At 61.3% G+C, this 23,986-nt stretch carries 14 protein-coding genes; 7 read left to right on the forward strand and 7 right to left on the reverse strand.

Annotated elements, in window-relative coordinates; genetic code table 11:
- The first annotated feature begins 30 nt into the window (after positions 1-30).
- The gene (locus OQ248_RS20750) at positions 31-4,500 is read left to right on the forward strand and encodes a hemagglutinin repeat-containing protein (protein ID WP_265813825.1); all 4,470 of its coding nucleotides are present in this window, start codon (positions 31-33) and stop codon (positions 4,498-4,500) included.
- A gap of 145 nt (positions 4,501-4,645) precedes the next feature.
- Positions 4,646-5,374 (forward strand): class II aldolase and adducin N-terminal domain-containing protein, encoded by a 729-nt coding sequence (locus tag OQ248_RS20755; protein WP_265813826.1) that lies wholly within the window; start codon positions 4,646-4,648, stop codon positions 5,372-5,374.
- Between the two features lie 173 nt (positions 5,375-5,547).
- Here the strand turns inward: OQ248_RS20755 and OQ248_RS20760 are convergent, their stop codons facing one another.
- From OQ248_RS20760 to OQ248_RS20770, 3 genes are read right to left on the reverse strand one after another with little or no spacing between them, the layout of a single operon-like run.
- Entirely contained in the window at positions 5,548-6,603 is a 1,056-nt protein-coding gene (locus tag OQ248_RS20760) for a GlxA family transcriptional regulator (RefSeq protein WP_265813827.1), read from the reverse strand.
- Positions 6,604-6,616: 13 nt separating this feature from the next.
- A complete protein-coding gene (locus tag OQ248_RS20765; protein WP_265813828.1) occupies positions 6,617-8,278 on the reverse strand; it encodes a choline dehydrogenase in 1,662 nt (553 codons plus the stop codon).
- A gap of 39 nt (positions 8,279-8,317) precedes the next feature.
- The gene (locus tag OQ248_RS20770; protein WP_265813829.1) at positions 8,318-9,487 is read right to left on the reverse strand and encodes an aromatic ring-hydroxylating dioxygenase subunit alpha; all 1,170 of its coding nucleotides are present in this window, start codon (positions 9,485-9,487) and stop codon (positions 8,318-8,320) included.
- A gap of 188 nt (positions 9,488-9,675) precedes the next feature.
- Here OQ248_RS20770 and OQ248_RS20775 point away from each other — a divergent pair, with 188 nt between their 5' ends.
- The 4 genes from OQ248_RS20775 to OQ248_RS20790 all read left to right on the forward strand — a co-directional run bounded on the left by OQ248_RS20775 (position 9,676) and on the right by OQ248_RS20790 (position 14,619).
- On the forward strand, positions 9,676-10,515 hold the full coding sequence (locus OQ248_RS20775; RefSeq protein ID WP_265813830.1) for a hypothetical protein: 840 nt from the start codon (positions 9,676-9,678) through the stop codon (positions 10,513-10,515).
- Between the two features lie 57 nt (positions 10,516-10,572).
- The gene (locus OQ248_RS20780; RefSeq protein ID WP_045121794.1) at positions 10,573-11,073 is read left to right on the forward strand and encodes a sigma-70 family RNA polymerase sigma factor; all 501 of its coding nucleotides are present in this window, start codon (positions 10,573-10,575) and stop codon (positions 11,071-11,073) included.
- A gap of 40 nt (positions 11,074-11,113) precedes the next feature.
- Positions 11,114-12,097, forward strand: coding sequence for a FecR family protein (locus tag OQ248_RS20785; RefSeq protein ID WP_265813831.1), 984 nt, complete (start codon positions 11,114-11,116; stop codon positions 12,095-12,097).
- A gap of 98 nt (positions 12,098-12,195) precedes the next feature.
- Positions 12,196-14,619, forward strand: a complete 2,424-nt coding sequence (locus tag OQ248_RS20790) for a TonB-dependent receptor (RefSeq protein ID WP_265813832.1) — start codon at positions 12,196-12,198, stop codon at positions 14,617-14,619.
- A gap of 42 nt (positions 14,620-14,661) precedes the next feature.
- Here the strand turns inward: OQ248_RS20790 and OQ248_RS20795 are convergent, their stop codons facing one another.
- From OQ248_RS20795 to tssI, 4 genes are all read right to left on the reverse strand, one after another.
- A complete protein-coding gene (locus OQ248_RS20795; RefSeq protein WP_265813833.1) occupies positions 14,662-15,813 on the reverse strand; it encodes an MFS transporter in 1,152 nt (383 codons plus the stop codon).
- A 110-nt stretch (positions 15,814-15,923) separates the two neighbouring features.
- On the reverse strand, positions 15,924-17,030 hold the full coding sequence (locus OQ248_RS20800; RefSeq protein ID WP_265813834.1) for a hypothetical protein: 1,107 nt from the start codon (positions 17,028-17,030) through the stop codon (positions 15,924-15,926).
- A complete protein-coding gene (locus tag OQ248_RS20805; RefSeq protein ID WP_279309476.1) occupies positions 17,027-20,275 on the reverse strand; it encodes a phospholipase D-like domain-containing protein in 3,249 nt (1,082 codons plus the stop codon). The genes OQ248_RS20800 and OQ248_RS20805 overlap by 4 nt, the downstream gene beginning before the upstream one ends.
- Before the next feature lie 2 nt (positions 20,276-20,277).
- Entirely contained in the window at positions 20,278-22,707 is a 2,430-nt protein-coding gene (gene tssI, locus OQ248_RS20810) for a type VI secretion system tip protein TssI/VgrG (RefSeq protein WP_265813836.1), read from the reverse strand.
- Between the two features lie 269 nt (positions 22,708-22,976).
- On the opposite strand from tssI, the gene OQ248_RS20815 reads away from it, so the two are divergent.
- Entirely contained in the window at positions 22,977-23,969 is a 993-nt protein-coding gene (locus tag OQ248_RS20815; RefSeq protein WP_265813837.1) for a diaminopimelate epimerase, read from the forward strand.
- Positions 23,970-23,986: the final 17 nt, after the last annotated feature.

The following is a 23,986-nucleotide window of genomic DNA, read 5'->3' on the forward strand; positions in this document are numbered from 1 at the left end:
CGTGATGCCGCACTACATGGAGAGTTTTTTATGCCAATGAACACCTTTGCGTTTCATCTTTCCCCACGGGGCAAACTGCGCTGGGCCATCGCCAGCCTGTTCCTGGTCGCTCATCTGCCGGGCGCCATGGCCGGCGGTGTGGTGGTCGCGCCCGGCCCCGGCGGCACCGCGCAATTGCAGACCCAGGGCGGCGTCCCGATCGTCAACATCGTTGCGCCCAACGGCTCGGGCCTGTCGCACAACCAGTTCCTCGACTACAACGTCGACCGTCAGGGCCTGGTGTTGAACAACGCCTTGCAGGCCGGGCAATCGCAGCTCGCCGGGCAACTGGCGGCCAACCCGCAATTGCAGGGGCAAGCCGCGAGCGTGATCCTCAACGAAGTGATCAGCCGCAATCCGTCGGCCATCAACGGCGCCCAGGAAATCTTCGGTCGCGCTGCCGACTATGTGCTCGCCAACCCGAACGGCATTTCGGTGAACGGCGGCAGCTTCATCAACACGCCGAACGCCAATCTGGTGGTCGGCCGTCCCGAGCTGAACGACGGAAAACTGCAAGCCCTGAGCACCCGCGACGCCACCGGTCAGTTGCAGATTCAGGGCGGCGGGCTGCGTAACGGCGAAGGCTCGATCAATCTGATCGCCCCGCGCATCGACAGCCAGGGTGCGATCACTGCGCGTGATCAACTGAATCTCACCGTCGGGCGCAATCAGGTCGACTACGCCAGCGGCCAGGTGAAAGCCGTGGACCCGGCAGGCAACACCACCGATCAACGGATCGACGCCAGCCTGTTCGGCGCGATGCAGGCCGGGCGCATCAACATTGTCAGCACCGCTGAAGGCGCGGGCGTGAAGGTCGGCGCGGTGCAAATCGCCGGGCGTGACGGTGTGCAGATCCGTTCGGCTGGCGACTTGAGCGTCAGCGGCCAGGCGATCCCGGACAGCCTCGACGTGACCCGTGCCGGCATCCGCAGCAGCCAGGGCGACGTCGGCCTGCACAGCGGCAAGAACCTGACTTTGGCCGCCACCGATGTCAGCGGTCGTGACGTCAAGGTCGATGCCAAGCGCAACCTGACCCTGACCACCGTCGAAAGCCGCAAGCTCCAGGAGCAGCGCGAGAACTGGAACAACAGCACCATCGGCATCACCTGGGAAACCTACGAGCGCACCAAGACCGACAGCGATTCGCGCCAGCACGGCAGCCAGATCATTGCCAGCCGCGACGCGCAACTGTCGTCCGGCAAAGACACCGAACTGAAAGCCGCCAAGGTCGACGCGAAGAACAACCTCAGCGTGCAAAGCGGCGGCGATCTGCGCCTGACCGCCGCCACTGAAAGCCATGTGCAAACCGATCAGGGCAAGCACCGCAAACACCTGTGGAAAGCCGACTGGGACAGCAGCAGCGAAGAGCAGCGCAGCGTCACCAGCCAGTTGAAGGGCGGCAACATCGCCCTGCAAACCGCTGCGCTGTTGCGCTCCGAAGGCGCCGAAATCGACAGCGCCGGTGACCTGCAACTGGCCGGCAAACAGGTGGAAATCACCACCGCGACCCGCACCAATCGCAGCAGCGACAACCGTTATTCCGGTGATCTGGTCGGCGGCGGTTTCTTCGGCAAGACCGGCGACGCCGACAAGGGCCAGACCCAGCACCAGGGCAGCAAGATCAACGCCGCCGGCAAGCTGCTGGTCAAGGCCGACGACGTGCGCATCAGCGGCAGCCAGGTGCGTGGCGCCAAAGACGCCAGCGTCATCAGCGACAACGGTTCGCTGACCATCGACGGCGTGCAGGACACTTCGCACAGCAACAACCATGACAAGGACAGCAAGTTCTTCGGCATCACCAAGGACGAGTCCCGGCAGAACAGCAAGGACAGCACCACGGTGCGCAGCGAGCTGGCTTCCGACAGCAACCTCAAGCTGAAAAGTGCCAAGGACATCGAAGTCGCCGGCTCCACGGTCAAGGCCGGTGGTTCGCTGACGGCGGATGCGGCGGGTGATGTGAATGTGCATTCGACGCAGAACACTCACGACAGCAGCAACAGCACGCAGACCCGTGGCTTCGACGCCTACGCCAAGGAGCAGACGGCGGAGCAGTATCGCGCCGGCGTGCATTACGAAGACAAATCCCAGACCGTCACCGCCAACGATGTCACGCAGCAGGGTTCCAGCCTCAGCGGCGGCACCGTGCAGGTGAAGGCGGGCGGCGACGTGACGCTCAAGGGCGCCGAGGTGAAATCCACCGCTGGCGACACCACGCTGAGCGGCAAGAACGTCTCGTTGCTGGCCGAGCAGGACAGCCATAGCACCTCGACCGAGACCCGCAGCACTGGCGGTGGTTTCTACTACACCGGCGGTCTCGACCGCGCGGGCAGCGGCGTGGATTTCTCGCACAACACCTCGCAAGACACCACCGCTAAAACCACCGCGCAAACCACCGGCGTGCAGAGCAGCGGCAGCCTCAACATCAATGCGGACAAACTCGCCACCGAAGGCGCGCAGCTCAAGTCCGGCAACGGCCTGAACGTCGCCGCCAACGAAGTCGACAACCGTGCCGCCAGCAACACCGAGAGCAGCACCCACAAGGAGAGCAGCTGGTCGGCGGACATCGGCGCCAACGTCGAGTACAAAGACATCGCCCGGCCGATTGCCGGCGCGGTGAAAGACGTGCTCGACGGCAAGGTGCCGGACAAGGACGCATTGGCCAATCTCGGTCAGCCGAATGTCGGTATCGACGTGGCGGTCGGTCACGCCAGCGCCGATAAAACCGAGCAGAGCAGCAATGCCGTGGTCAGCCGGTTCGACGGCCAGACCGTGGACGTGAAGGTCGGCGGCACGCTGCACGATCAGGGCACGCAGTACAACGCCAGCGCCGGCAACGTGAACATCAGCGCCGACAAACTGGTGGCCGATGCTGCGAACAACACCCGCAGCAGTACCGACAATGCGGTGGATGCCAAGGTCGATGTGCGCGTCTACACCAAGACCGGTGAAGACGTGAACGTGGCCGGCAGTGGCGCGGGTGGCAGCCGCCAGTCGAGCAAGGACAGTTCCACGGCGGTGGTCGGCGGTTACGCTGGCAATCAGGGCGTGAACATCAATGTCGCCCGCGACGCACAGTTCGAAGGCAGTCGTTTCGACGGCGGCCAGGGCGGTGTCAGCGTCAAGACCGGCGGTGATCTGGCCCTGAATCAGGCCAACGACCGTCAAAGCAGCGACAGCTCCAGCCTGCGCGGCAACGGCTCGCTGACCGTCGGCACCTTGCCGGGTACCGATGGCACCAATGTCGATCTCGGCGCCGGGTTCCAGCTCGATCACAAAGTCAACCAGACCACCGACACCCAGGCGCATGTCGCCAGCATCAGCGGTAACGGCCCGGTGCAATTGAGCAGCGGCGGCAATCAGGTTCAGCAGGGCACGAAGATCGACAGCGCTGACGCTATCGACCTGAAGGCCGACGGCAAGCTCGACCTGCAAGCGGCCACTGACACGCACGTCGCCACCGGCAGCAATCTTGGCGGCGGTTTGAAGGCGGGCGGCAGCAAAACCAGCAGTGAGAAGAGCCGCGATCAGGGCGGCAACCTCAGCGGCAACTTCAACATCGGTCGGGTCAACGAGAACACGCAGACCCTCACCGGTGGTCAGCTCAACAGCCAGAACGGCATTGCGCTGAGCGGCGACTCGGTGCGCCTGCAAGGCACTCAGGTCAGCGCGCCAAACGTCAACATCGACGCGCAGAAGGGCGGTTACGTTCAGGAGTCCGCGCAGTCCACCGACAACCGCAACAACTGGAATGTGGCGTTGAATGCCGGTGGCAATCTGAGCAAAAGCACACCGACCGCCGCCGATGAAAAAGTCAGCAGCGATCACGGCTTCAATGTCGGGGCCAAGGTCGGCGTGGATTACCTGCAAGGCACCACCCAGCAGAACAGCCAGATCAAGGCTGACACTGTGGTGCTGAACAGCGCAGGTGATGCGAGCCTGAGCGGTGCGCGGATTGATGCGCGCAATGTCAGCGGCAACGTGGCCGGTGATCTGTCGGTCGAAAGCCGTCAGGACTCCAGCACTCACGCCAAGGTCGATGTCGATCTGGGCCTGACCGCCAAGAAAACCCCGGCCGACGACAAGGGAAAACTCGCGGGCACCGACTACAAGCCGACGCTGAAAGCCGAAGGCGAATACGCGCACAAGGACAGCGTGAAACAGGCTTCCGGCATCAGCGGTAGCCAGGGTGTGAACCTCACCGTCGGCGGCACTACGCAGCTGACCGGCGCGCGGATTTCCGCCACTGAAGGCAAGGTCGATCTGGGTGGTTCGAAGGTCAGCAGCACCGACCTGAGCAACCGCGACTACGGCGTGAAAGCCGGCCTGGACCTGCCGCACAAAACCGAAGAAAACGCACCGAAGGTCTCCCTTGAGAACGGCAACCTGAAGGTCGGCCCGGTGACCCTGAGCGGGCATCTGGACAGTCAGTCCCTGCAAGCAGGGATCGACGGAAAAGGTTGATTCACCGTGAGTGAAACCGGCGGGAGCGAGCCAGCTCGCTCCCGCTTCTGATGGATTCCCCGCTCAAAACGGCAGCCACTGTCGTTTCCCGTCAAGTCGATAAAAGCATGCGCTCTACACTCGGGTGAAACCGGGAGGCCGCGCCATGCACGACAACGTCGAACAACTGAGAATCCAGCTGGCCTGCGCCCTGCGCTGGGCCGCGCGCTTGAACCTGCACGAGTCCATCGCCAATCATTTCAGCGTGGCCACTTCACCGGACGGCCGCGAGTTTCTGATCAATCCTTACGGCAAACATTTCTCGCGGATCCGCGCCAGTGATCTGCTGTTGCTCGACGCCGACGATCCGGCCAGTCTCGACCGCCCGGATGCCCCGGACATCACCGCCTGGGCCTTGCACAGCGCTTTGCACCGCAACCAGCCCCAGGCCCGTTGCATCCTGCACACCCACAGCAAATACGCGACGACGCTGGCCTGCCTGAAGGACTCGCGCCTGCCACCGATCGAGCAGAACAGCATGCGGTTCTTCGAGCGGGTGGCGATTGATGAAGGCTTTGACGGCATGGGGTTGGGTGAAGAGGCGGAGCGGGTGAGCAGGTTGCTCGGTGACAGGCCGATCCTGCTGATGGGCAATCACGGCTTGCTGGTTGCGGCGCCGAGCGTGGCTCAGGCGTTCGATGATTTGTATTACTTCGAGCGGGCTTGCGAGGTGTACATCACGGCGTTGGCGACCGGGCGCGAATTGCGTGTGGTCAGCGATGAAGTGGCGCGCAAGACCTGTCGGCAATGGCTGGACTATCCGGGGTTTGCCGACAAGCATTTCAGTGCATTGATGGGCATTCTTGATGAGGAGGAGCCGCAGTATCGGCAGTGACTTCAGCCCTCATCGGAACGCCGCCCGCCTAACCCTCCCGAAACGTCGGACCGCCCAGAGGGAGAGGGGACTGACCGGGGGAAATTGGGGAAATCCGCCGACGTGAACGAATTGCATTGAATCCATAATCGACTCGATGTCTCAGGTCGGCGTATAGCTTGATACACCTCACCCTAACCCTCTCCCTCCGGGAGAGGGTTAGGGTGAGGGGCTTTTTTGCTCAACGGCTGGCGCATCACCGGCGCGCTCCACGCCTGACGCCGGTCCTCGCTCGGCGGGCAGCCAAACCGCGCACGGTAAGTGCGGGAGAAATGCTCAAGCGAGCCGAACCCCGAACACGCTGCCACCTGGGCCACGCTCATTTGCGTCTGTTGCAGCAGGTTGTGCGCCCGGGCCAGGCGCAGGGTGATGTAGTATTTGAGCGGCGAGAGCCCGGTCTGATGCTTGAACTGGCGCTCCAATTGCCGCCGCGACAAGCCGACTTCACTGGCAATCGCCTCGCAGTCCAGCGGTTCTTCCAGCGCCTTTTCCATCAACTGCACGGCGCGGCGGATCTTGTTGCCGTACATCCCGCTGTTGCCCAGGCCGCCGTCGAGCTGATTGTCCGCCGGGGCGCGCATCTGGCCCATCAACAGGTGCAGGCCGATTTCCCGGGCCAGATCCGCATCGATGCGCTGGCCGATCCAGCCCAGCAGCATGTCGAGAATGGTGGTCGCGCCGGCGCAGGTCAGGCGCTGGCGTTCAAGGGTGTAAAGCTGCGGTCGGGCGCGGACCTTGGGGTAGCTTTCCTGAAAGCCTTGCAGGTTGTCCCAATGCACCGCCGCTTCGTAGCCGTCGAGCACACCGGCAGCCGCCAGCAATTCAGTGCCGGTTTCCACGCCGATCAACACCGCGCCGAACAGCGCCTGCTTACGCAACCAGCTCTTGAGCGCCGGATTGCGGCTGTGTTGATGCACCTCGAAACTGGCCAGCACCACGCAGGCGTCGAAGGCCTGCTCAATGTTCAAGCCGTCCTCGGCAATGCTCACCAAGCCGTTGCTAGCTGTCACCGGGCCCGGCTGCAACGACAACAGCGTCCATTCGAACAGCCTGCGCTGACTCAGCCAGTTGGCGATGGCCAGCGGTTCCAGTACCGCCGCCAGACCGAAGTTGGAAAACGCCGGCAACAACAGCACCGCCACTCGCAGCGGTGCTTCATGGCGCGGTACAGCTTCAGCGGATCGGGTCATCGCCATCTCTGCCTTATCGTTGTTCGGTCTGCCAGTGCGGATGGGTCCACACCGGTACATCGGCGGCTGGCAGCGGGGCGAGGTTGCGGATCAGGTCGCTGGCCTTTTCCGCGATCATCACCGTCGGTGCGTTGGTGTTGCCGCTGACGATCACCGGCATGATCGATGCGTCCACGACGCGCAAGCCGTCGAGGCCGTGCACTCGCAGTTGTGGATCGACCACGGCTTCAGGGTCGCCAATCGGCCCCATCTTGCAGGTGCCGCTGGCATGGTAGCCGGTTTCCGTGACCTGCCGCGCCCAGGCGTCGAGTTCGGCGTCGGTCTGCACCGAACGGCCCGGCACCAGTTCTTCACCCTTGAACGGAGCCATGGCCGGCTGGTCGAGGATCTCGCGCACCAGCTGTGCGCCGGCGCGCATGTCGGCACGGTCCTGCGCGGTCTTCAGGTAGTTGAACAGAATCCTTGGCGGCCGCCGGGGTTCAGCGCTGTGCAACGTCACGCTGCCGAGACTGGTAGGGCGCATCAGGTCGATGTGGATCTGGAACGCGTGGGTCGGCACCAGCTCGACACTGCCGGGTTGCACGGCCAGCGGCATGAAGGTCAGTTGCAGGTCCGGGTGTTCGACGCCGGCCCGTGATCGCAGGAATGCACCGGCCTCGAAATGATTGCTTGCCGCCAGACCATCGTGACGGACGAACCAGCGCGCTCCGATCCACCATTTGCCCGGCGCGGTGGTCCAGCGATACAGCGACACCGGTTGCTTGCAGCGAAACTGCACCACGGCGTCCGGGTGATCGTTGAGGCGTTTGCCGACGCCGGGCAGGTCGTGAATGACGCTGATCCCGAGGTCGCGTAATTCTGCTGCCGGGCCCACGCCCGAGAGCAACAGCAACTGCGGGGAGTTGATTGCCCCGGCGGTCAGCAGCACTTCCCGACGGGCGCGGACAGTGTTCGTTTCACCGTTCTGTTCATAGTCAATCCCGACGGCTCGCCGTCCCTCGAACAGGATGCGCAACACCAGTGCATCGGTGACCACTCGCACATTGCCCCGGGCCAACGCTTCGCTCAGATAACCGCGCGAAGTGCTCCAGCGCCGACCGTTGCGCGTGGTGCGATCAACCGGGCCGAAGGCTTCCTGACGGTAACCGTTCAAGTCCTCACTGACGCCATAACCGGCCTCGGCTCCGGCCGCAATGAACGCCGCGCACAACGGAGTTTCGACATCGCCGGGAGTGACGTGAAAATGGCCGCCGGCGCCGCGATACTCATCGCCACCGTCGGCGTGAGTCTGCGCACGCTTGAAGTACGGCAGCACCTCGCGATAGCTCCAGCCGGTGCAGCCCTGTCCGGCCCAGCCGTCGTAATCCCGGGCATGGCCACGGATGTAGACCATGCCGTTGATCGACGATGAACCGCCGAGGGTGCGGCCTCTTGGCGTGCCGATCCGCCGGCCGTCAAGGTACGGCTCTGGCTCCGACTGATAACGCCAGTTGTAGCGCGAGCCGCCCACCACAAGACCCACGGCGGACGGCATGTCGATCGTCCAGCTCTTGTCCTCGGGGCCGGCCTCCAGCAGCAGGATGCGCAAGTTCGGGTCTTCGCTCAGGCGATTGGCCAACACACAACCGGCCGAGCCGGCGCCCACGATCAGGTAATCAAACCCGGTTTCGTCCATGGTTTGCTCCGTTCTGACAAATGACGAGGGAAGGGCGGATCAGTCCACGCAATGGCCGTGAATGCCGTTGAACACCAGGCGATGAAAGTGATGCACCAGATGCTCGCTTTCATTGCTGCGCTGAGCGTCGATCATGTAGCGGCCCTGGTCGTAGCCGAGCGAGCGCAGGCCTTTTTGCACCGAGATGTTCAGGGCGATGTCCTCGGGGCCGAGGTCTTCGTTCATCCACTTCATGCACGCCGTGCTGACGGCGGCTGTCTCGGGGTTGCTGGAGTAGTAACCGAAGCGCAGCAGCGAGCGCTCGGCATCCAGCGGAATCATGATGAACGAGCCGAGAAACTCGGAGAACGGGAAGGTGTAGAAGGTGTTGTTCGGCCACATGCCGATGTTGAAGAAGCATTCCTGCGGGTTCAGAACGCTCTTCAGCGGCACGCCGTAGGCCTCGGTCGCCGAGAGATTGGCCGGTGCGGCGTAGGTCCACCAGTTGTCGCGTTTGATCAACTGGTAACCCTTGAAGTCGATCAATCGGGCGAGGTCGATGTGGCACGGGCCGGACAGTTTGAAGTGATAGCCCTCGATTGAATTGTCCATGATCACCTTCCAGTTGGCCGGCACGATGACGTCCTGTTCCTCGATCAGGCGCATGTCGGTCAGGTCCGGGAACACCCGGCGCATTTCTTCGTCGGCACCGGGGAACAGATCCCGCAGCGACGGCGCATTCGGGTCGAGGTTGAAGTAGATGAAACCGCCGAGTTCTTCGGTGCGCACCTGGGGAATGTTGAACTGCGCCAGCTCGAAATTCTTCATCCGCTCGCAACGCGGCGCACCGCGCAGGCTGCCGTCCATCTCGTAGCACCACGAGTGATAGGCGCAGCGCACCACGCCGCCGGTGGTGCCGCGGCGTTCTTCGAGCAAGCGATTGCCGCGATGCTGGCAGACGTTGTGAAAGCCGTGGATCTGCCCCTGCCGGTTCTTCGCCACCACCACGCTCTGATCGAACAGATCGGTGACCACGAACTGCCCCGGTTCGGCGAACTCACTCACGTGCCCGGCGACATGCCAGGCCTTCATGAAAATGTTGTCGCGCTCGGCACGGAACAGACTGTCATCGTAGAAATAGCGTGAGGGCAGGGTGAAGGCCTGCTCCGGATCCTGCTGATCCCAGGCGTCGACCGGGCTGTGCTGCTTGCGGGTCTGGAAACTGTGCATGAGGCGATCTCCACGGCGTGTTGTTGTGGGATCTAATCTAGGGCGCGGGCCGGTGGGACAGTTGATGGATTGCGACGAGATGCAAGGAGGAATCATCAAGGCCCGGGTGATTGATGGCAAAGCTACTGGGGACGGACTAGGGTATTGAAGCGCACTCTCACGGCAATGGACTGACAGGAAGCGACATCATGGGCGTCAAGGTTGGCAGGTGGTGGGTCGAGGAGGGTGCATTGGTTACCCCCGCCAAGAGGAATAGCCTGGCAGAGGCCCAGGCGCAATTTCCGGACTGTACTCCCTTGGCATTTCTGGCGGGAGATGGTCATGGGAACCCCCCTTTCGGATGGACGAAGACCGAAGAGTGGTGGGGGATTCTGGAGCCGAAGGTGATCGCCAATCAGGTCTACTGCCACGTCGAAAAAACTCAGAGAGACGTCAAGATAGACTCGGTACCCTGGTTTTTCGCACCTGTGTTTGGTCACCACAAAGTCAGGGGCTGGGAGCTGCCGATTTCCGATGAAATATTGAACGCCATGGGGATTTTCGTGATGAATCGCCATTTGGCACCCGCTCGGCTGCCGAAACGGCTGGTCGATGAGATGTGTACAGTGACAGCGCGGGTTGCGGCAGCGGGCTTGCTGAGAGAAGAGGATGCCAATTTGCAGAATTTCCGGCACAGCCTGCTTCCCACACCGCAGACAATAGCGGGACAAGTGATCCAGGTTCACGAAGACTACTTTGGTAACGGAGACTGCCTGCAGCCTGAAAAAGGTGAGCTTTTCATGAACCTGTGCACGAAATACCACGACGCGGTGGTTGGTTACAGGACCAATCCTCACATGCACAGGGCGATAGCCGAACCGCTGGCCGAGGTCATTGGTCTTCATCGGGACCATATTCATTTGATCGCGATCGGATACACCCATCTCGAAGTCAATCCGTTTTATAACTACCTTGCACTGCCTGAAGGCTATTTCGGCATCGCGGATCGGAGTTCGCATTATCCTTCAGTCGGTGCCAAGCCGGAATGATTTGCGGGGCTTAATAGGAAGCATTACTATTCCCGCCCCTTTCCTCAGCACGCCGCAATGATCCCCATGCTGCCCCGCAGACCCGGCTTTCTCGAGCATTACGAAGAGTTGATCGGCACCTGGACCCGTCGCCTGCGCAATCGCTCGCAGGCCGAGGATCTGGCGCACGACACCTTTGTGCGGGTGCTCGAATCCGATTCGTCGGCGGTGCAGCAACCCCGGGCGTATCTGCATCAGACGGCGCGCAACATCGCGGTGGATGGCTATCGGCGTGAGGACCGGCGGGGTGCCATGGAGTCGGAGGCGATCGATCTCAGTGAGTCGCCGACCGGTGACCCGGAGCATTACATGCATGCGATCCAGCTGGCCGATTCCATCGAACGGGCGCTCACGGAGTTGCCGGTCAACTGCCGGCGGATTTTCGTCTGGCAGAAGATCGAGGGCCTGACCCAGGCGGAAATCGCCGAGCGCCTGGGCCTGTCCAAGAACATGGTGGAAAAGTATATGATCCGCACCCTGCGGCATCTGCGTGATCGCCTGGACGGGGCGCAATCATGAGCCGCGGCGTCTTTTCATCCCCAGCCAAACAGGACATTCCATGATGGATACTCGTGATTGCGCGTGCGGGCAAACAACGGTGCGCGATGAGGCGGCACGCTGGTTTGTGCGTTTGCAGGAGCCTGCTGTCGACGCCGAACAATATCGGAACTTCGAAGCCTGGCTGAACGAACATCCGCAGCACCGTGACGAATTCCAGTTGCTGCAAGGCCTGTGGACGGCGGCGGATCTGCTGCCGGCGCCACGGCTCAAGGCCCTGTGCGACACTCCGCCAGCGCGTCGCGAGCGTCGTCCGCTGCTGCGCTATGCCGTGGCAGCCAGTGTGGTCACGATGGCCCTCGGACTCGGTCTGTTCAGTGGCTTGAATCACCCGGCAGGTTACAGCGCCGAATTCGCCACGGCGTTGGGCGAGCGCAGGCATGTGGCGTTGCCGGACGGCTCGGTGATCGATCTCAATAGCCGCAGCCGCTTGCAGGTGCGATTCGAGAAGGATCGGCGCCTGATCGAGTTGACCGAAGGCGAGGCGATGTTCAGCGTCGAGCACGACACCTCGCGCCCGTTTGTGGTCGAGGCCGGCAGCGGCAAGGTCACGGTCACCGGCACGCGCTTCGATGTGCGCCGTGACGTGACGCAAACCCGGGTCGCGGTGGAGCAGGGCACGGTCAAGGTGCAGGGGCGGCATGCGCCGGACAACCAATTCATCAACTTGACGGCCGGCCTCGGCACCCATGTCGACGCCAATGGCGTGGTGGCTCAGGCCTACGCGGTCAACCCGGCGGAGCTGACGGCGTGGCGCAGCGGCAAACTGGTGTTCAACAACGCCAGCCTCAGTGAAGTGGTCGAAGAGGTGTCCCGTTACCGCGACAAGCCTTTGACCGTCGCCAACCCGACGGTGGCCAGTCTGCGCCTGACCAGCGTGTTCAAATCCGACAACACCGACGCCTTGCTCAAGGCCTTGCCGAACATCCTTCCGGTGGCCGTGCGGACCCACGCCGACGGCAGTCAGGAAATAATTTCAAAATAAAATTCAGGTTTTTTTCGAGTTTGTCGTCTTCCTGTTCAACTGCAACTGGTTTGCATTAACAGCCGCACACTCTTGCGATCCACAGGACTCCGTACGACGTGAAAAACACCACTGCCAACAACAAAAAATCCCCTTGGTTGCCGCTGGCGCTTGCGCTGGCGGTCAACGCTGCGATGCCGCTGGCATTCGCCGCCGACGCCATTCATATCCGCGCGCAGCCACTGGGCCAGGCGCTGAGCGAACTGGGTCAGCAAACCTCGCTGCAGGTGTTTTTCAGCCCCGATCTGGTTGCCGGCAAACAGGCCCCGGCCGTCGATGGCAATCTTTCGCCGGAGGACGCGCTGCGCCAGTTGCTGCAGGGCAGCGGCCTGAACTATCAGATCAATGAAGGCTCGGTGACCCTGTCGCCAGCGCCGACCGCAGCCGCCAGCGGCCCGCTGGAACTGGGCGTGACCGACATCAAAGTGGTCGGTGACTGGCTCGGCGACGCCGATGCCGCCGTGGTGCAGAACCACCCGGGCGCGCGGACGGTAATTCGCCGTGAGGCCATGGTCGAGCAGGGCGCAATGAACGTCAGCGACGTCCTCAAGCGTGTGCCGGGCGTGCAGGTGCAGGACTCCAACGGCACCGGTGGCAGCGACATCTCGCTGAACGTCGGCGTACGTGGCCTGACTTCGCGTCTGTCGCCGCGCTCTACCGTGCTGATCGACGGCGTGCCGGCAGCGTTCGCGCCGTACGGTCAGCCACAACTGTCGATGGCTCCGATTTCCTCCGGCAACCTCGACAGCATCGACGTTGTGCGCGGCGCCGGCTCCGTGCGTTACGGGCCACAGAACGTCGGCGGCGTAATCAACTTCGTGACCCGTGCCATCCCGGAAAAAGCCACCGGTGAAATCGGCACCACCCTGGAAACCACCCGTTATGGCGGCTGGAAACACATCGACACCGCGTTCCTCGGCGGCACCGCCGACAATGGCATGGGCGTCGCGCTGTTGTACTCCGGCGTCAACGGCAACGGTTACCGCGAGCGCAACAACGGCAACGACATCGACGACGTGCTGCTCAAGACCCACTGGGCGCCGACTGATCAGGACGATTTCAGCCTCAATTTCCACTACTACGACGCCAGCGCCGACATGCCCGGCGGCCTGACCCAGAAGCAGTACGACGACAAGCCGTATGACTCGGTGCGCGACTACGACAACTTCAGCGGCCGCCGCAAGGACGTGTCGTTCAAGTGGATCCGTCAGATCGACGAACGCACCCAGGCCGAAGTGCTGACCTATTACACCGACAGCTTCCGTGGCAGCACCATCGCCGCCCGCGACCTGAAAACCCTGAGTTCGTACCCGCGTTCCTACTACACGCTGGGTATCGAGCCACGTGTCTCGCGGGTATTCGACGTCGGCCCGACCACTCAGGAAGTCAGCGTCGGTTATCGCTACCTGAAAGAGGCCATGCACGAGCAGTCGAGCCGTCTGGCGCTGGTCAACAATGAGCCGGTGGTCACCAAGACGTCCGACGGCCACGTGTTCCAGGACCGTACCGGCGGCACCGAGGCCAACTCGGTCTACGTCGACAACAAGATCGACGTCGGCAAATGGACCATCACCCCGGGCATTCGCTTCGAGCACATCAACACCGACTGGCACGACCGCGCCGTGCTCGACACCGCCGGCAAACGCGTGCCGGAGAAAAACCGCAGCATCGAGAGCAACGAACCGCTGCCGGCGCTGAGCGTGATGTATCACCTGTCCGATGCGTGGAAGCTGTTCGCCAACTACGAAACCTCCTTTGGCAGCCTGCAGTATTTCCAGCTGGGACAGGGCGGCTCGGGTGACCAGACCGCCAATGGCCTGGAGCCGGAAAAGGCCAAGACCTACGAGATCGGCACCCGCTACAACGATGACGTGTGGGGCGGTGAAGTGACGCTGTTCTACATCGACTTCGATGACGAGCTGCAATACATCAGCAACGACGTGGGCTGGACCAACCTCGGCGCCACCAAGCACCAGGGCATAGAGGCTTCGGTGCACTACGACATGGCGGCGCTCGATCCGCGCCTCGATGGCCTGACCGCCAACGCTGGTTTCACCTACACCCGCGCGACGTACGAAGGCGAGATTCCAGGCTTCAAGGGGCGCGACCTGCCGTTCTACTCGCGTCAGGTAGCGACCGTCGGTCTGCGCTACGACATCAATCGCTGGACCTACAACATCGACGGTTTCGCCCAGTCCAAACAGCGTTCACCAGGTACCGGCGTGAATGCCGACGGCAGCTTCAGCAACAACTACATCACCGAAGGCACGGCGGACGGTCAGTACGGCGACATCCCGGGTTACGTGACCTGGAACGTGCGCGGCGGCTATGACTTCGGTGCGCAGCTGTCGAACCTGAAGCTCGGCGCCGGGGTGAAAAACATCTTCGACAAGCAGTACTTCACCCGCTCCAGCGACAACAACTCGGGGATGTATGTCGGCGCGCCGCGTACGTTCTTCGTGCAGGCCAGCGTCGGTTTCTGACGCTGTTTGGCTCGTTCCCGCACGGCGTGGGAACGAGCCGGTTCAGACCTTGAGGGCTTTGCCGCCTATCGCCACCGCCACCAGCAACGTCGCCATCAATCCGAAGGCGAAACTCAGGCTGCTGGCATGAGCGACAAACCCGATCACCGCCGGCCCCGCCAGAATCCCCGCGTAACCCAGCGTGGTGATCGCCGGCACGGCGATGCTTTCCGGCATCACCGTCTGTTTGCCCACCGCCGTGTACAGCACCGGCACGATGTTCGAGCAGCCGGCGCCGACCAGTGCATAACCGACCAGCGCGGCTTCCCAGCTCGGGGCGAACGTCGCCAGAAACAAACCTGCCGCCGCCAGCAGTCCACCGAACAGAATGATCCGCGTCGCACCCAGCGCGCGAACAATCCGGTCACCGGTCAAACGACCCGCAGTCATCGTCAGCGCGAACGCGGCATAACCCAGCCCCGCATAGGCCGTATCGATCCCGCGTTCCTGCGCCAGAAACACCGCGCTCCAGTCCAGCGCCGCGCCTTCGGTGAGGAACACGATGAAGCACATGCCGCCGATGAACAGCACGATGCCGTGGGGCACCGCGAACGCCGGTCCCGAGCTTTCACTGCCGTAAGGCAACATGTGCGGCACAGCCTTGAACAGCGCCGCGATCAGCACCACGACCACCACCAGCATCGCCGCCAATGGCGACAAACCGAGGCCGAGCAGAGCGCTGACGCCCGCCGCGCCGACGATCCCGCCGAGGCTGAACAGGCCGTGAAACCCCGACATCATGTTCTTGCCGCTGGCCCGCTCGACGATCACCGCTTGCAGGTTCACCGTCGAATCCACCGTGCCGAGTCCGGCGCCGAACATGAACAGCGTGGCGATCAACGCCGGAATCGACGACACCGTCGCCAGCAACGGCAACGCTGCACAGATCAGCAGCGTGCCACCGGTGGCCACGCGCCGGCAGCCGAACCGCGTGGCCAGGATCCCCGCCAGCGGCATTGCCAGAATCGAGCCCACCCCCAGACACAACAGCAACAGACCCAGCGTCCCTTCATCAAGCCCGGCCCGCGCCTTGGCATACGGCACCAGCGGCGCCCACGCGGCGATGCCGAGCCCGGCGATGAAGAAGGCGATGCGCGTGGACATCTGTTGCAGGCGTCCGGGAGCGAGGGGAGGCGGGGTATTGATGGCAGTCATGAAACGTCCTTGGTCTTGCGGTCTATGGCGTGATGCAGGGCAACATCCTTGCATATCAGTCCATGGGCCGCGACCTTGAGTTCCCGATCAGGCCGGTCGGCGAGAACGGATCACTGCTCGCGGATGCTTTGCGTCAACTTCAAAAAGCGCGGTACGACTGCCTCGGGCGGTGGCACCAGATCTTTCAGTCCGTCGGTGCCTTTCTGGAAAGTGAACATCTGCGCTGCGATCAGCGGGCTGGCGAGACCGCCGACGTGGGCGATGGCGAACCAGGCGCGATCCTGTTCGGTGGTTTCCGGGCGAGGGTCCAGACGCCAGCCTTCGAGGGTGGTCATGCGATCGCCGATATAGAACTTCTCCATGATTTTCGACTTTTTCCAGATTTCGGCATCGTAGCCGGGGCGGTAGTCGGTATCGTAGGTGCCGTCGGTGGGTTTGGCGTGGTTGCCGAGTGAGGCACTGATAAGACTCATGATCACGTTGGGCGTGCTGGTGAAGCGCAGGCTGTTCTTGACGTTGAAACCGGTTTTGCCGTCGTCATGGATAAATCCGTAGGGCATACAGACGCCGGGGCCTTCGGGTACTTGATAGAGGTCGCGGGCTTCGAAGCGGGCGGCAAGGTCCTTGATCCGTTGTGCGGAATTTTCGGCGGGTTTGTTCATGTTGAAGTAGAACACCCGGTTGTTGCGCCAGAGCAGGAATTCGTAGGGGATATTTTCGCCGCCCATGACGTAGGCGTCGGGGATACCGAGGTCGTGTTCGTATTTTTTTACTTTGGGTATTTGCTCTTCCAGTTTTTTTATTTGTTCCTCCTGCTTTTTCACCATGTCATGGGAATAGTTCATCTCCTTGATCGATACCAAAAGGTCCTTGTTGGTTTCAAGCTTGTCCTCGAGGCGCTTTTTGTAGAGTTCGGTTTCGTGAAGAATGGCGTTGCGTTGTCTTTCAAAATTTTCACGTGTCGTGGCATCGCTGACTCTGATGGTGAGTTCGTCAAAGTCATAACTAACGTAGTCGCCCACCGCATGCACATTCTTGGAGAATACGTGTCCTCCTGCACCTTTCATGTTGCTACGTTCGATAGCAAACGTTGCCCACTCGAATGCTTCCGGTGACTCGAATCTGGTACGTCCCAGACATTCGTGCAGGGCAGGCTCAGCAAGGGCAAATTGGGTGCCCAGCAACAAGCCGGCGAAGGTGGCGATGATTCGTGTCATGAACTGTGCTCATTTCGATTGGACGTTTCGCTCACACTTGCGATGTGTACGTCGCTCTTTCTGTCTTCGTTGTGAGCGATGATCGTCAGGTTCAACCCCGAGTCATTGTTCTCACCTTTAGTCCAGCCGATTGGTAGGGCAGTAATGAAGCCCTTGATGCCCATGGGAGCGGAATAGGTTTTCACCCCAGCCCATGTCTTGCTCTCCCAAAAACCTTCTTCATGTGGCAAACAGTCTGCCAGTTTTCCACCACGTTTATGATCATCTGGAGAGCGATATGTCCACGTTGGCCAGATTGATGCTGGCATATCCCCGGCGGATTCAGACGCTGTCGTTGGATCAACAAGTATTTGCACCTGACTGATGTTCTGAGGAATGAAGTTGAATGACTGCTCGTAAGCTTCCGAATTATTCTTCGCGCGCTTCTGAATATCTCGCCAAGTTTTTTCTGCAGCAGGCTGATCGAGAACTTCGTCCGAAACAGTAAAGTGAGCCACAGGGCCATTTTGCTTCGCCTGACTCATTCCGAAGTGCTTTTTCCACAAATCCTTGCGCAATTTATTGATTGTCTTCCCTACCTTCTGGTTGTGTTTGCCGTCCAGCTTGGCTTCAGTCGATTCGCTATCGCGCACAATGACTGCCAGCTCAGAGTCACGTGTCCCGCATTGACTGCGGTCATTGATATTGGCGCTGCCGAGAATCGCCACTCGATCATCCGCGATCAACAACTTGCTGTGCACGTAGATCTGTTCAGTGACGACTCTATCACCGAGGGTGGCCCAAGTCCGAAGGTTCAGCAGGGTCAAATATTTTGACCAGTCCTGTTGCGCATAAACTGGCTTATTTTTGCTATCCACCCGCTCAATAATCTTCCCGGCCTCTTCCTTGCTCGCCCCGCGATCCATCATGTCCTTCATCGCCATGTGCCGTTGAATGCGTTTGACCAGACTCTGCTCACCAAACACCAGACTTTGCATGGTCAGGTGAACCTGGTGCATGAGGTTCAGCACATTCAGCGCGCCTTCCGGGTGCACCGGCAAAATCAGGTACACGTGAAAAGGACGGTTTTCGGCAATCGCCCGGCCGATGCGGTCGGCCAGCGCCTTGCCGATGCTGTTGGTGAGCTTCTGTTCTTTCCCCAATTTCTGCGTCAGCCAGCCCTGTGCGTTGGTCTGCCAGATCGCCAGGAAATTTTTGAGAAAGGTTCGGGCCTCTTCGCCGGGTTCCTTGCTGATGGCGTTGACTTCTTTCCAGTCGATCCGGGTGAAATCCTGGTCTTCCATCGCTTCACGCAATTTGATCCGGGCGACGAAATTCTCGTTCAAAGTGGACGGGTCGCGCAGGCTGGCCATCGGGCCGGACAGTGGCCGGCCTTCTGCCAGTTCGCCCTCGTCACCGAAGTCGGTCTGGAAGAACTGGTTTTCGATGTAGATGAAGTGCTGGGCACTGGAAATGGTCTGCAGCATGGCGCGCAGGCAATTGTCCTGGACGCCGCCAACGTTGAAACCCTCGGGCAGCGGCAGGTTGACCTTGGCCTGGTTTCGCCCTTTGGCTTCCTGAGTGGTCATCGCGGCTGAAGCGCTGCGCAACACCTGCACGCTGACGCCACCTTGCGCGGTCTGTGGTGGTGTCGGCAGGGTCGGGGCCTGATCGATCCACACCGGTTTGGGCATGGGCAGCTTCAGGTTGATCTGATTGTTGAGGTCCAGGTGGTGGGGCAGGCCGGCGTCCCTGACCAGGGTGTTGACCCACTCCATCAGGGCGACGATGACAGTGGTCTTTTCCAGGCTCTTGATCTCGGCGATGTAGGCCTGTTGTCCGTTCCAGCGGTCGATGAAGTTGCGCGACAGGTCGTACACCGACGGCCCCTCGATGCGGCTGTGAACGTCTTGCCACGGCATGCGCGGCTGATCCTTGTCCAGCCGGCTGTAATCTGCCGAAGCCAGCGGCTGCGGTTTGTGTTTGAGATAGACAAAGGGTTCCTGGTGATTGGCCACGCGGTCTTGCAGCAACGCGTAAAAGTGCCCGAGCAATGAAGTGGTCAATTGGCCGATGTTGTTCAGCCAGCCCATTTTTTCTGCGGGCATCGCGTCGTAACCCTTGTCGCAAAACATCGCGACGAGGCGGCCGAGATCGGTCGAATTCGTCCAGTTGTTGATCAGCTCGTAACTCTTCAGACGCAGCGAAGCCTGCAAATTGCCGGCGCTGCTTTCGACTTCGCGAATCCACACTTGAGCCTGGCCCTTGAGCGGTTCGGCAAGCGGCAGACGTGTCCAGTTGTGTTTGATCAGCGCGGTGATATTGCGGATGGCCGCGTCGGTCAGATATTCCCTGGGCCTGGCCAAAGGATCGATGGAGGACACGTATTCCTTCAAACTTTTGCCCGCCTTCATTGCCCGATCCAGAACGGGCAGGGGCGGGCTGGCGAAGAAGTTCTGAATCGCCGCGACGGCGTTGATGACGGCAGCGCGACTGGGCAACGCCAGTTTGACGTTGTTTTTTTCGGTGCCGATGGTCGTTTCGGCCAGCGGTCTGGACAGGTCGAACAGCGTGCCCAGCAGCAGGCCGGCTCGACTGACGTGTTTGTTCATGTCCATCCAGCCCAGATGCGGGATCCCCGGGTTATATGCATCGTTACCCTTGCGGTCGCTGGCATCCAGGCTGAAGTTGTTGTCGTCGCGACGCCCGTAGGCCAGGTCGATACCACCGACATAACCGATCTTGTTGTCGATCACCACGCACTTCTGGTGATGGGAAAAAGTCGAACCCAGGCCCTTCATGTCGCTTTGCTGGATGGCCGGTGTGCAGAAAGCACGCGGAATCTTCAGCCCGGCGTTGAGCTGGAAAACCGCGAGCATGGTTTCGAAGTCATGAGTGCCGACGCTTGCTGCCGGGCTCAGCCACGGCATGACGTAGATTTTCAGGCCGGGCTTTTTCAGGGCGTTGCTCAGGCATTCCCACAAGGTCTGCTTGCCGTCCAGGGTGACGTCGTAGTTGACCTGCCAGCCGGTAATGAAAATCGAGGTTTCGGCCTTGGCGATTTCCTTGGCCAGATCCTTGTAGTAATCCTCGCCAGTGGTGAAAAAACGCACCTGGTTGCCACTGCGCTTGGGCGCGAAGGCAGACTTGTCCTGAATGAAAAAGTCTGGCGCATTGACGGCGGGCAGCGCTTTGCCGGCGGCCGTGTTGATCTGGCTGACTTCCTTGTGGCGAACGCCGTTGTAGGGGGTAGCGAAATCCGTCATGGTCATTCGTCCGTGCTGTGCAGTCGGCTGTACAAGTCACCGTCGGTGAGCAAGTCCTGCTTGCTGCGTTCGTTGCTGGCGCTGTTGATCGTGCGGTGGCGGGTGCTGTCATGAAAGTCGAGGGCGGCGAGGGCGAAGCGTTCTTTGTCCGCGTCCGCCGGCTCGTCATGCAAGGCCACGGGCACGCGTTGCCCCGGATAGCACAGCCACAACGGGCCGGCTTCGGCATAGGCTCTGGAGAGTTTCAGGCGTTGCGGTTCGTCGATATTGACGCGTCCGTTGTCGTCGGTCTGACCTTCGAGCAACGGTTCATCCACGCCGTCCTGGACGATCTGCCAGAGCGTGTGGGCCAGCGGGAAACCTTCATCGCCGGGCACGTCGGTCAGGGTAATGTCGAAAAAGTATTCCCGTGGCTCGGGTTTGGTCGGCACGACGCCCGGTTGCGCGGGCGCCATGAGATTGCCGGCCTTGGCCGACGGCGCAGGAATCGGCAACAGCGGCATCAGGATCGCAATCCCGGAACCCGTTCCCGCCGAACCACCGGCGTTGATCTTCACCACCGGCCCGACCACGGTGATGCCGCCGCCATCGAGTTTGATGAAGCTGCCACCGGCCTGGATGGTCAGTTCGCTGCCGGCCTCGATGACCATTTTGTCCCCGGCCTTGAGGTGGATTTCCTTGCCTACGCTGGTCAGTTGAGCCGTACCGAGCTTGATGTGCTGATCCTGGTTCACGGTCAGGTGGTCGCTGGCCTTCACTTCCACTTTGCGGTCGGAAATCGTGGTGCGGTGTTCTTCGGCCTTCAGCTCGGTGTAGGTGTTCTTCACCACGGTGTCGTGGCGTTCATTGCCGACGCGGATTTTCTGGTCGTGTTCGACGTTTTCATCCCAGTCGCGCTGGGCGTGGATGAAGATTTGTTCGGCGCCTTTTTTGTCTTCGATGCGCAGTTCGTTGTAGCCACCGCCGCCGGGGGAGCTGAGGGTTTTGAAGACGGTTCGGGTTTTGTTCGCCGGCAGGGCGTACGGCACCGGGTTTTCCTTGTGGTACAGGCAGCCGGTCACCAGTGGCTGGTCGGGGTCGCCTTCGAGGAAGGTGACGAGGACTTCCATGCCGATGCGCGGGATGGAGATGGCGCCGTAGCGGTCGCCGGCCCAACTGCTGGAGACGCGTAGCCAGCAGCTGGTCTTGTCGTCGGCCAGGCCTTCGCGGTCCCAGTGGAATTGCACCTTGATGCGGCCGTACTGGTCGCAGTGGATTTCTTCGCCTTTGGGGCCCGTGACCATGGCGGTCTGGCTGCCGAGCACGCGAGGTTTCGGGTGTTCGAGGGCCGGGCGGTAGAACACGTCCCATGGGGTGGCGAGGAAGGTGTTGCGGTAGCCCTGGTGGAAGTCGTCCTTGTTGTCGGTGGTGTCGCTGGTCACCGATTCTTCGAGGACTTGCGGCTGTTTGCCTTCGTGGAAGATTTCGGTGAGCAGCCACAGGTCGTTCCACTCGCTGCGCGGGTGGTCGGACATTTCCATGAAGTGGCCGCTGACCAGTCGGGTCTGGTCGCCGCGACCTTCGGCCTGACGGTAGTCGGCGCGATGGCGCTCGAGGGCGCGCTGGCTTAGGAATTTGCCGCGGGCGCGGTCGATGAAGCGGCCGGGGTAGTCGTAGTCTTCCAGGTCCGGCTCGGTGCTCTCACCATCCGGCTTGTACGCGGCTTCCATTTGCAGGCGCGGCTTTTCGAAGTCGTAGTCGCGGCGGGTGGTGCGGCTGGTGCGGGTCTCCAGGCGCAGCCGGAAGCCTTTGATCACCGGTTCCTCGGCGACCATGCCGCTGCCCTGCACATACGCGGTGGGCTGGCCGAGGTTCGGGAACACGGTCTGGTCGTCACCAAACACCAGTAGATGGCCTTTCTTGCTGTGCTGGAAGTGGTAGTGAATGCCTTCTTCTTCGCACAGGCGCTGAACGAAATGCAGGTCGGTTTCGTCGTACTGCACGCAGTAGTCGCGATCCGGGCACGGCTGGCTCAACTGGAAGCTGTAGGCGTTGCCCTTGATGCCGTGTTCGTCGAGGATCAGCGCGATGATTTTCGGCGCCGACATCTGCTGATAGATGCGCTGGTTGGTGCGGTGATGCAGGTACTGCAGTTGCGGCACCAGCGAGACTTTGTAGCGGGTCAGGCGCTTGCCGGCATCGCCCTGGGCCACGCGGTAGATCTGGCCGTGAATGCCCGAGCCCTGCGGATCGAGGGCGAGGAACGCCTGTTTGTGCAGGAGTTTTTCCAGGTCCAGATCCGGGTTTTCGCTGACCAGTTCCAGGTCGAAACGGAACGGCTGGCTGATGCCTTCGGTGCCGGTGAACGACAGGACTTGCAGGTCGCTTACCTGCCCGCCTTGAGAGCCGTCGAGCGTCAGGCTGAAATGCGTTTCGTTGGCCGGATTGAACATTTGGCGCTCCTTGAAATGAAACCGAATCTCCTGAAAGTTCTACCGTCGGCGAAGACCTGATCCAGAACCGAGTCGGATCATAAAGGCTAAAAGTTGCGCAAAAAGTTGCGCACATGCCATGAAAGCACCGGTTTAGAAGGTTTTCTTGAAGTTGCTACGAAATATTTCTTGGCAAAGTGATATCACTTTTGCTGATGCTTTCTCGTGGTTGTCGGTCCCGTCAGGCAGTAGAGTGGAGCGCTGACAGGAACGTGAGCGCAGGAAGACAGATGGCGAAGTTCTACGATGCACGGGGCAATATCTATGGCGTGGTTTCACCCCGACAGGTGCGTGAGGCAGGCATCAACCTGCCGGCCAGCGCTGAAGATGCCGCTTTATTCAGAACCGCATGGAGCGAGCAGGCCATTGAGACATTCTGCCAATGGCCTGACGCGATTCGTCCTGCCGGTGCCAAACACCATCGCAGCGATGGCTTGCTGATCGGTCCGTTCCAGTCCTCGCCACCCTTCGATCTGCTGATCGTAAATACCGACGGCACGCTGGCCGAACGCAGTGGCAATGGTTTGACGATTTTCTCTCAGGCGCTGCTCGAAAAGGGGCTGATGCCGGAAGTGGGCGCGACGTTGCGGGTGCATCACGACAAACAGGATGCGCCGTCGCCTGTACCGGTCTCGGTCAAACCGGCCGAGGTGGCGAGCGTGCAAGGCTTCTGGCTGGATCTCGGGCAACCCGGTTTCGGCCCGGAAGCTGTCGGTGCAGTCGGCGTTGAATCGGTGCGGTTCAATAACGTGGAAGTCAGCCGCGTCCGGCCATTGGCGCAACTCGATCCTGCCTGGGAACACAGCCAGTTCGTGCGCATCGGCAATCCCCATTGCGTGACGCTGGTGCAGGACGAAGCCGCACTGCCGGGCAACGCGCAGATGCTTGAGTCGCCGCTGGCCGACAGCCTGACCGCCATCGCCTTCGCCACCCCCGTTGGCGCCGGCCAGCCGTGCCCGGCCGGGGTCAATCTGCAATGGGCAATGCGCGCAGGTGATCAACGCATCGTTGCGCGGGTGTTCGAACGCGGCGAAGGCCCGACGGCGTCCTCCGGCACCAGCGCCAGCGCGGTGGCGAGCGCAGCATGGCGGGTGGGCTGGGTGTCGTCGGGAGAAGTGCAGGTGGTGATGCCGGGCGGGACCGCGCCGATTTTACTGGAGGAACAGGGCGGTGAACTGAGCGGCGTGCGTCTGTTCGGCACCGCATACCAGACAAAAAGGTGAAGTCCCTTTCATGATCG

The organism is Pseudomonas sp. COW5 (assembly GCF_026240005.1).
Lineage (GTDB): Bacteria > Pseudomonadota > Gammaproteobacteria > Pseudomonadales > Pseudomonadaceae > Aquipseudomonas > Aquipseudomonas kribbensis.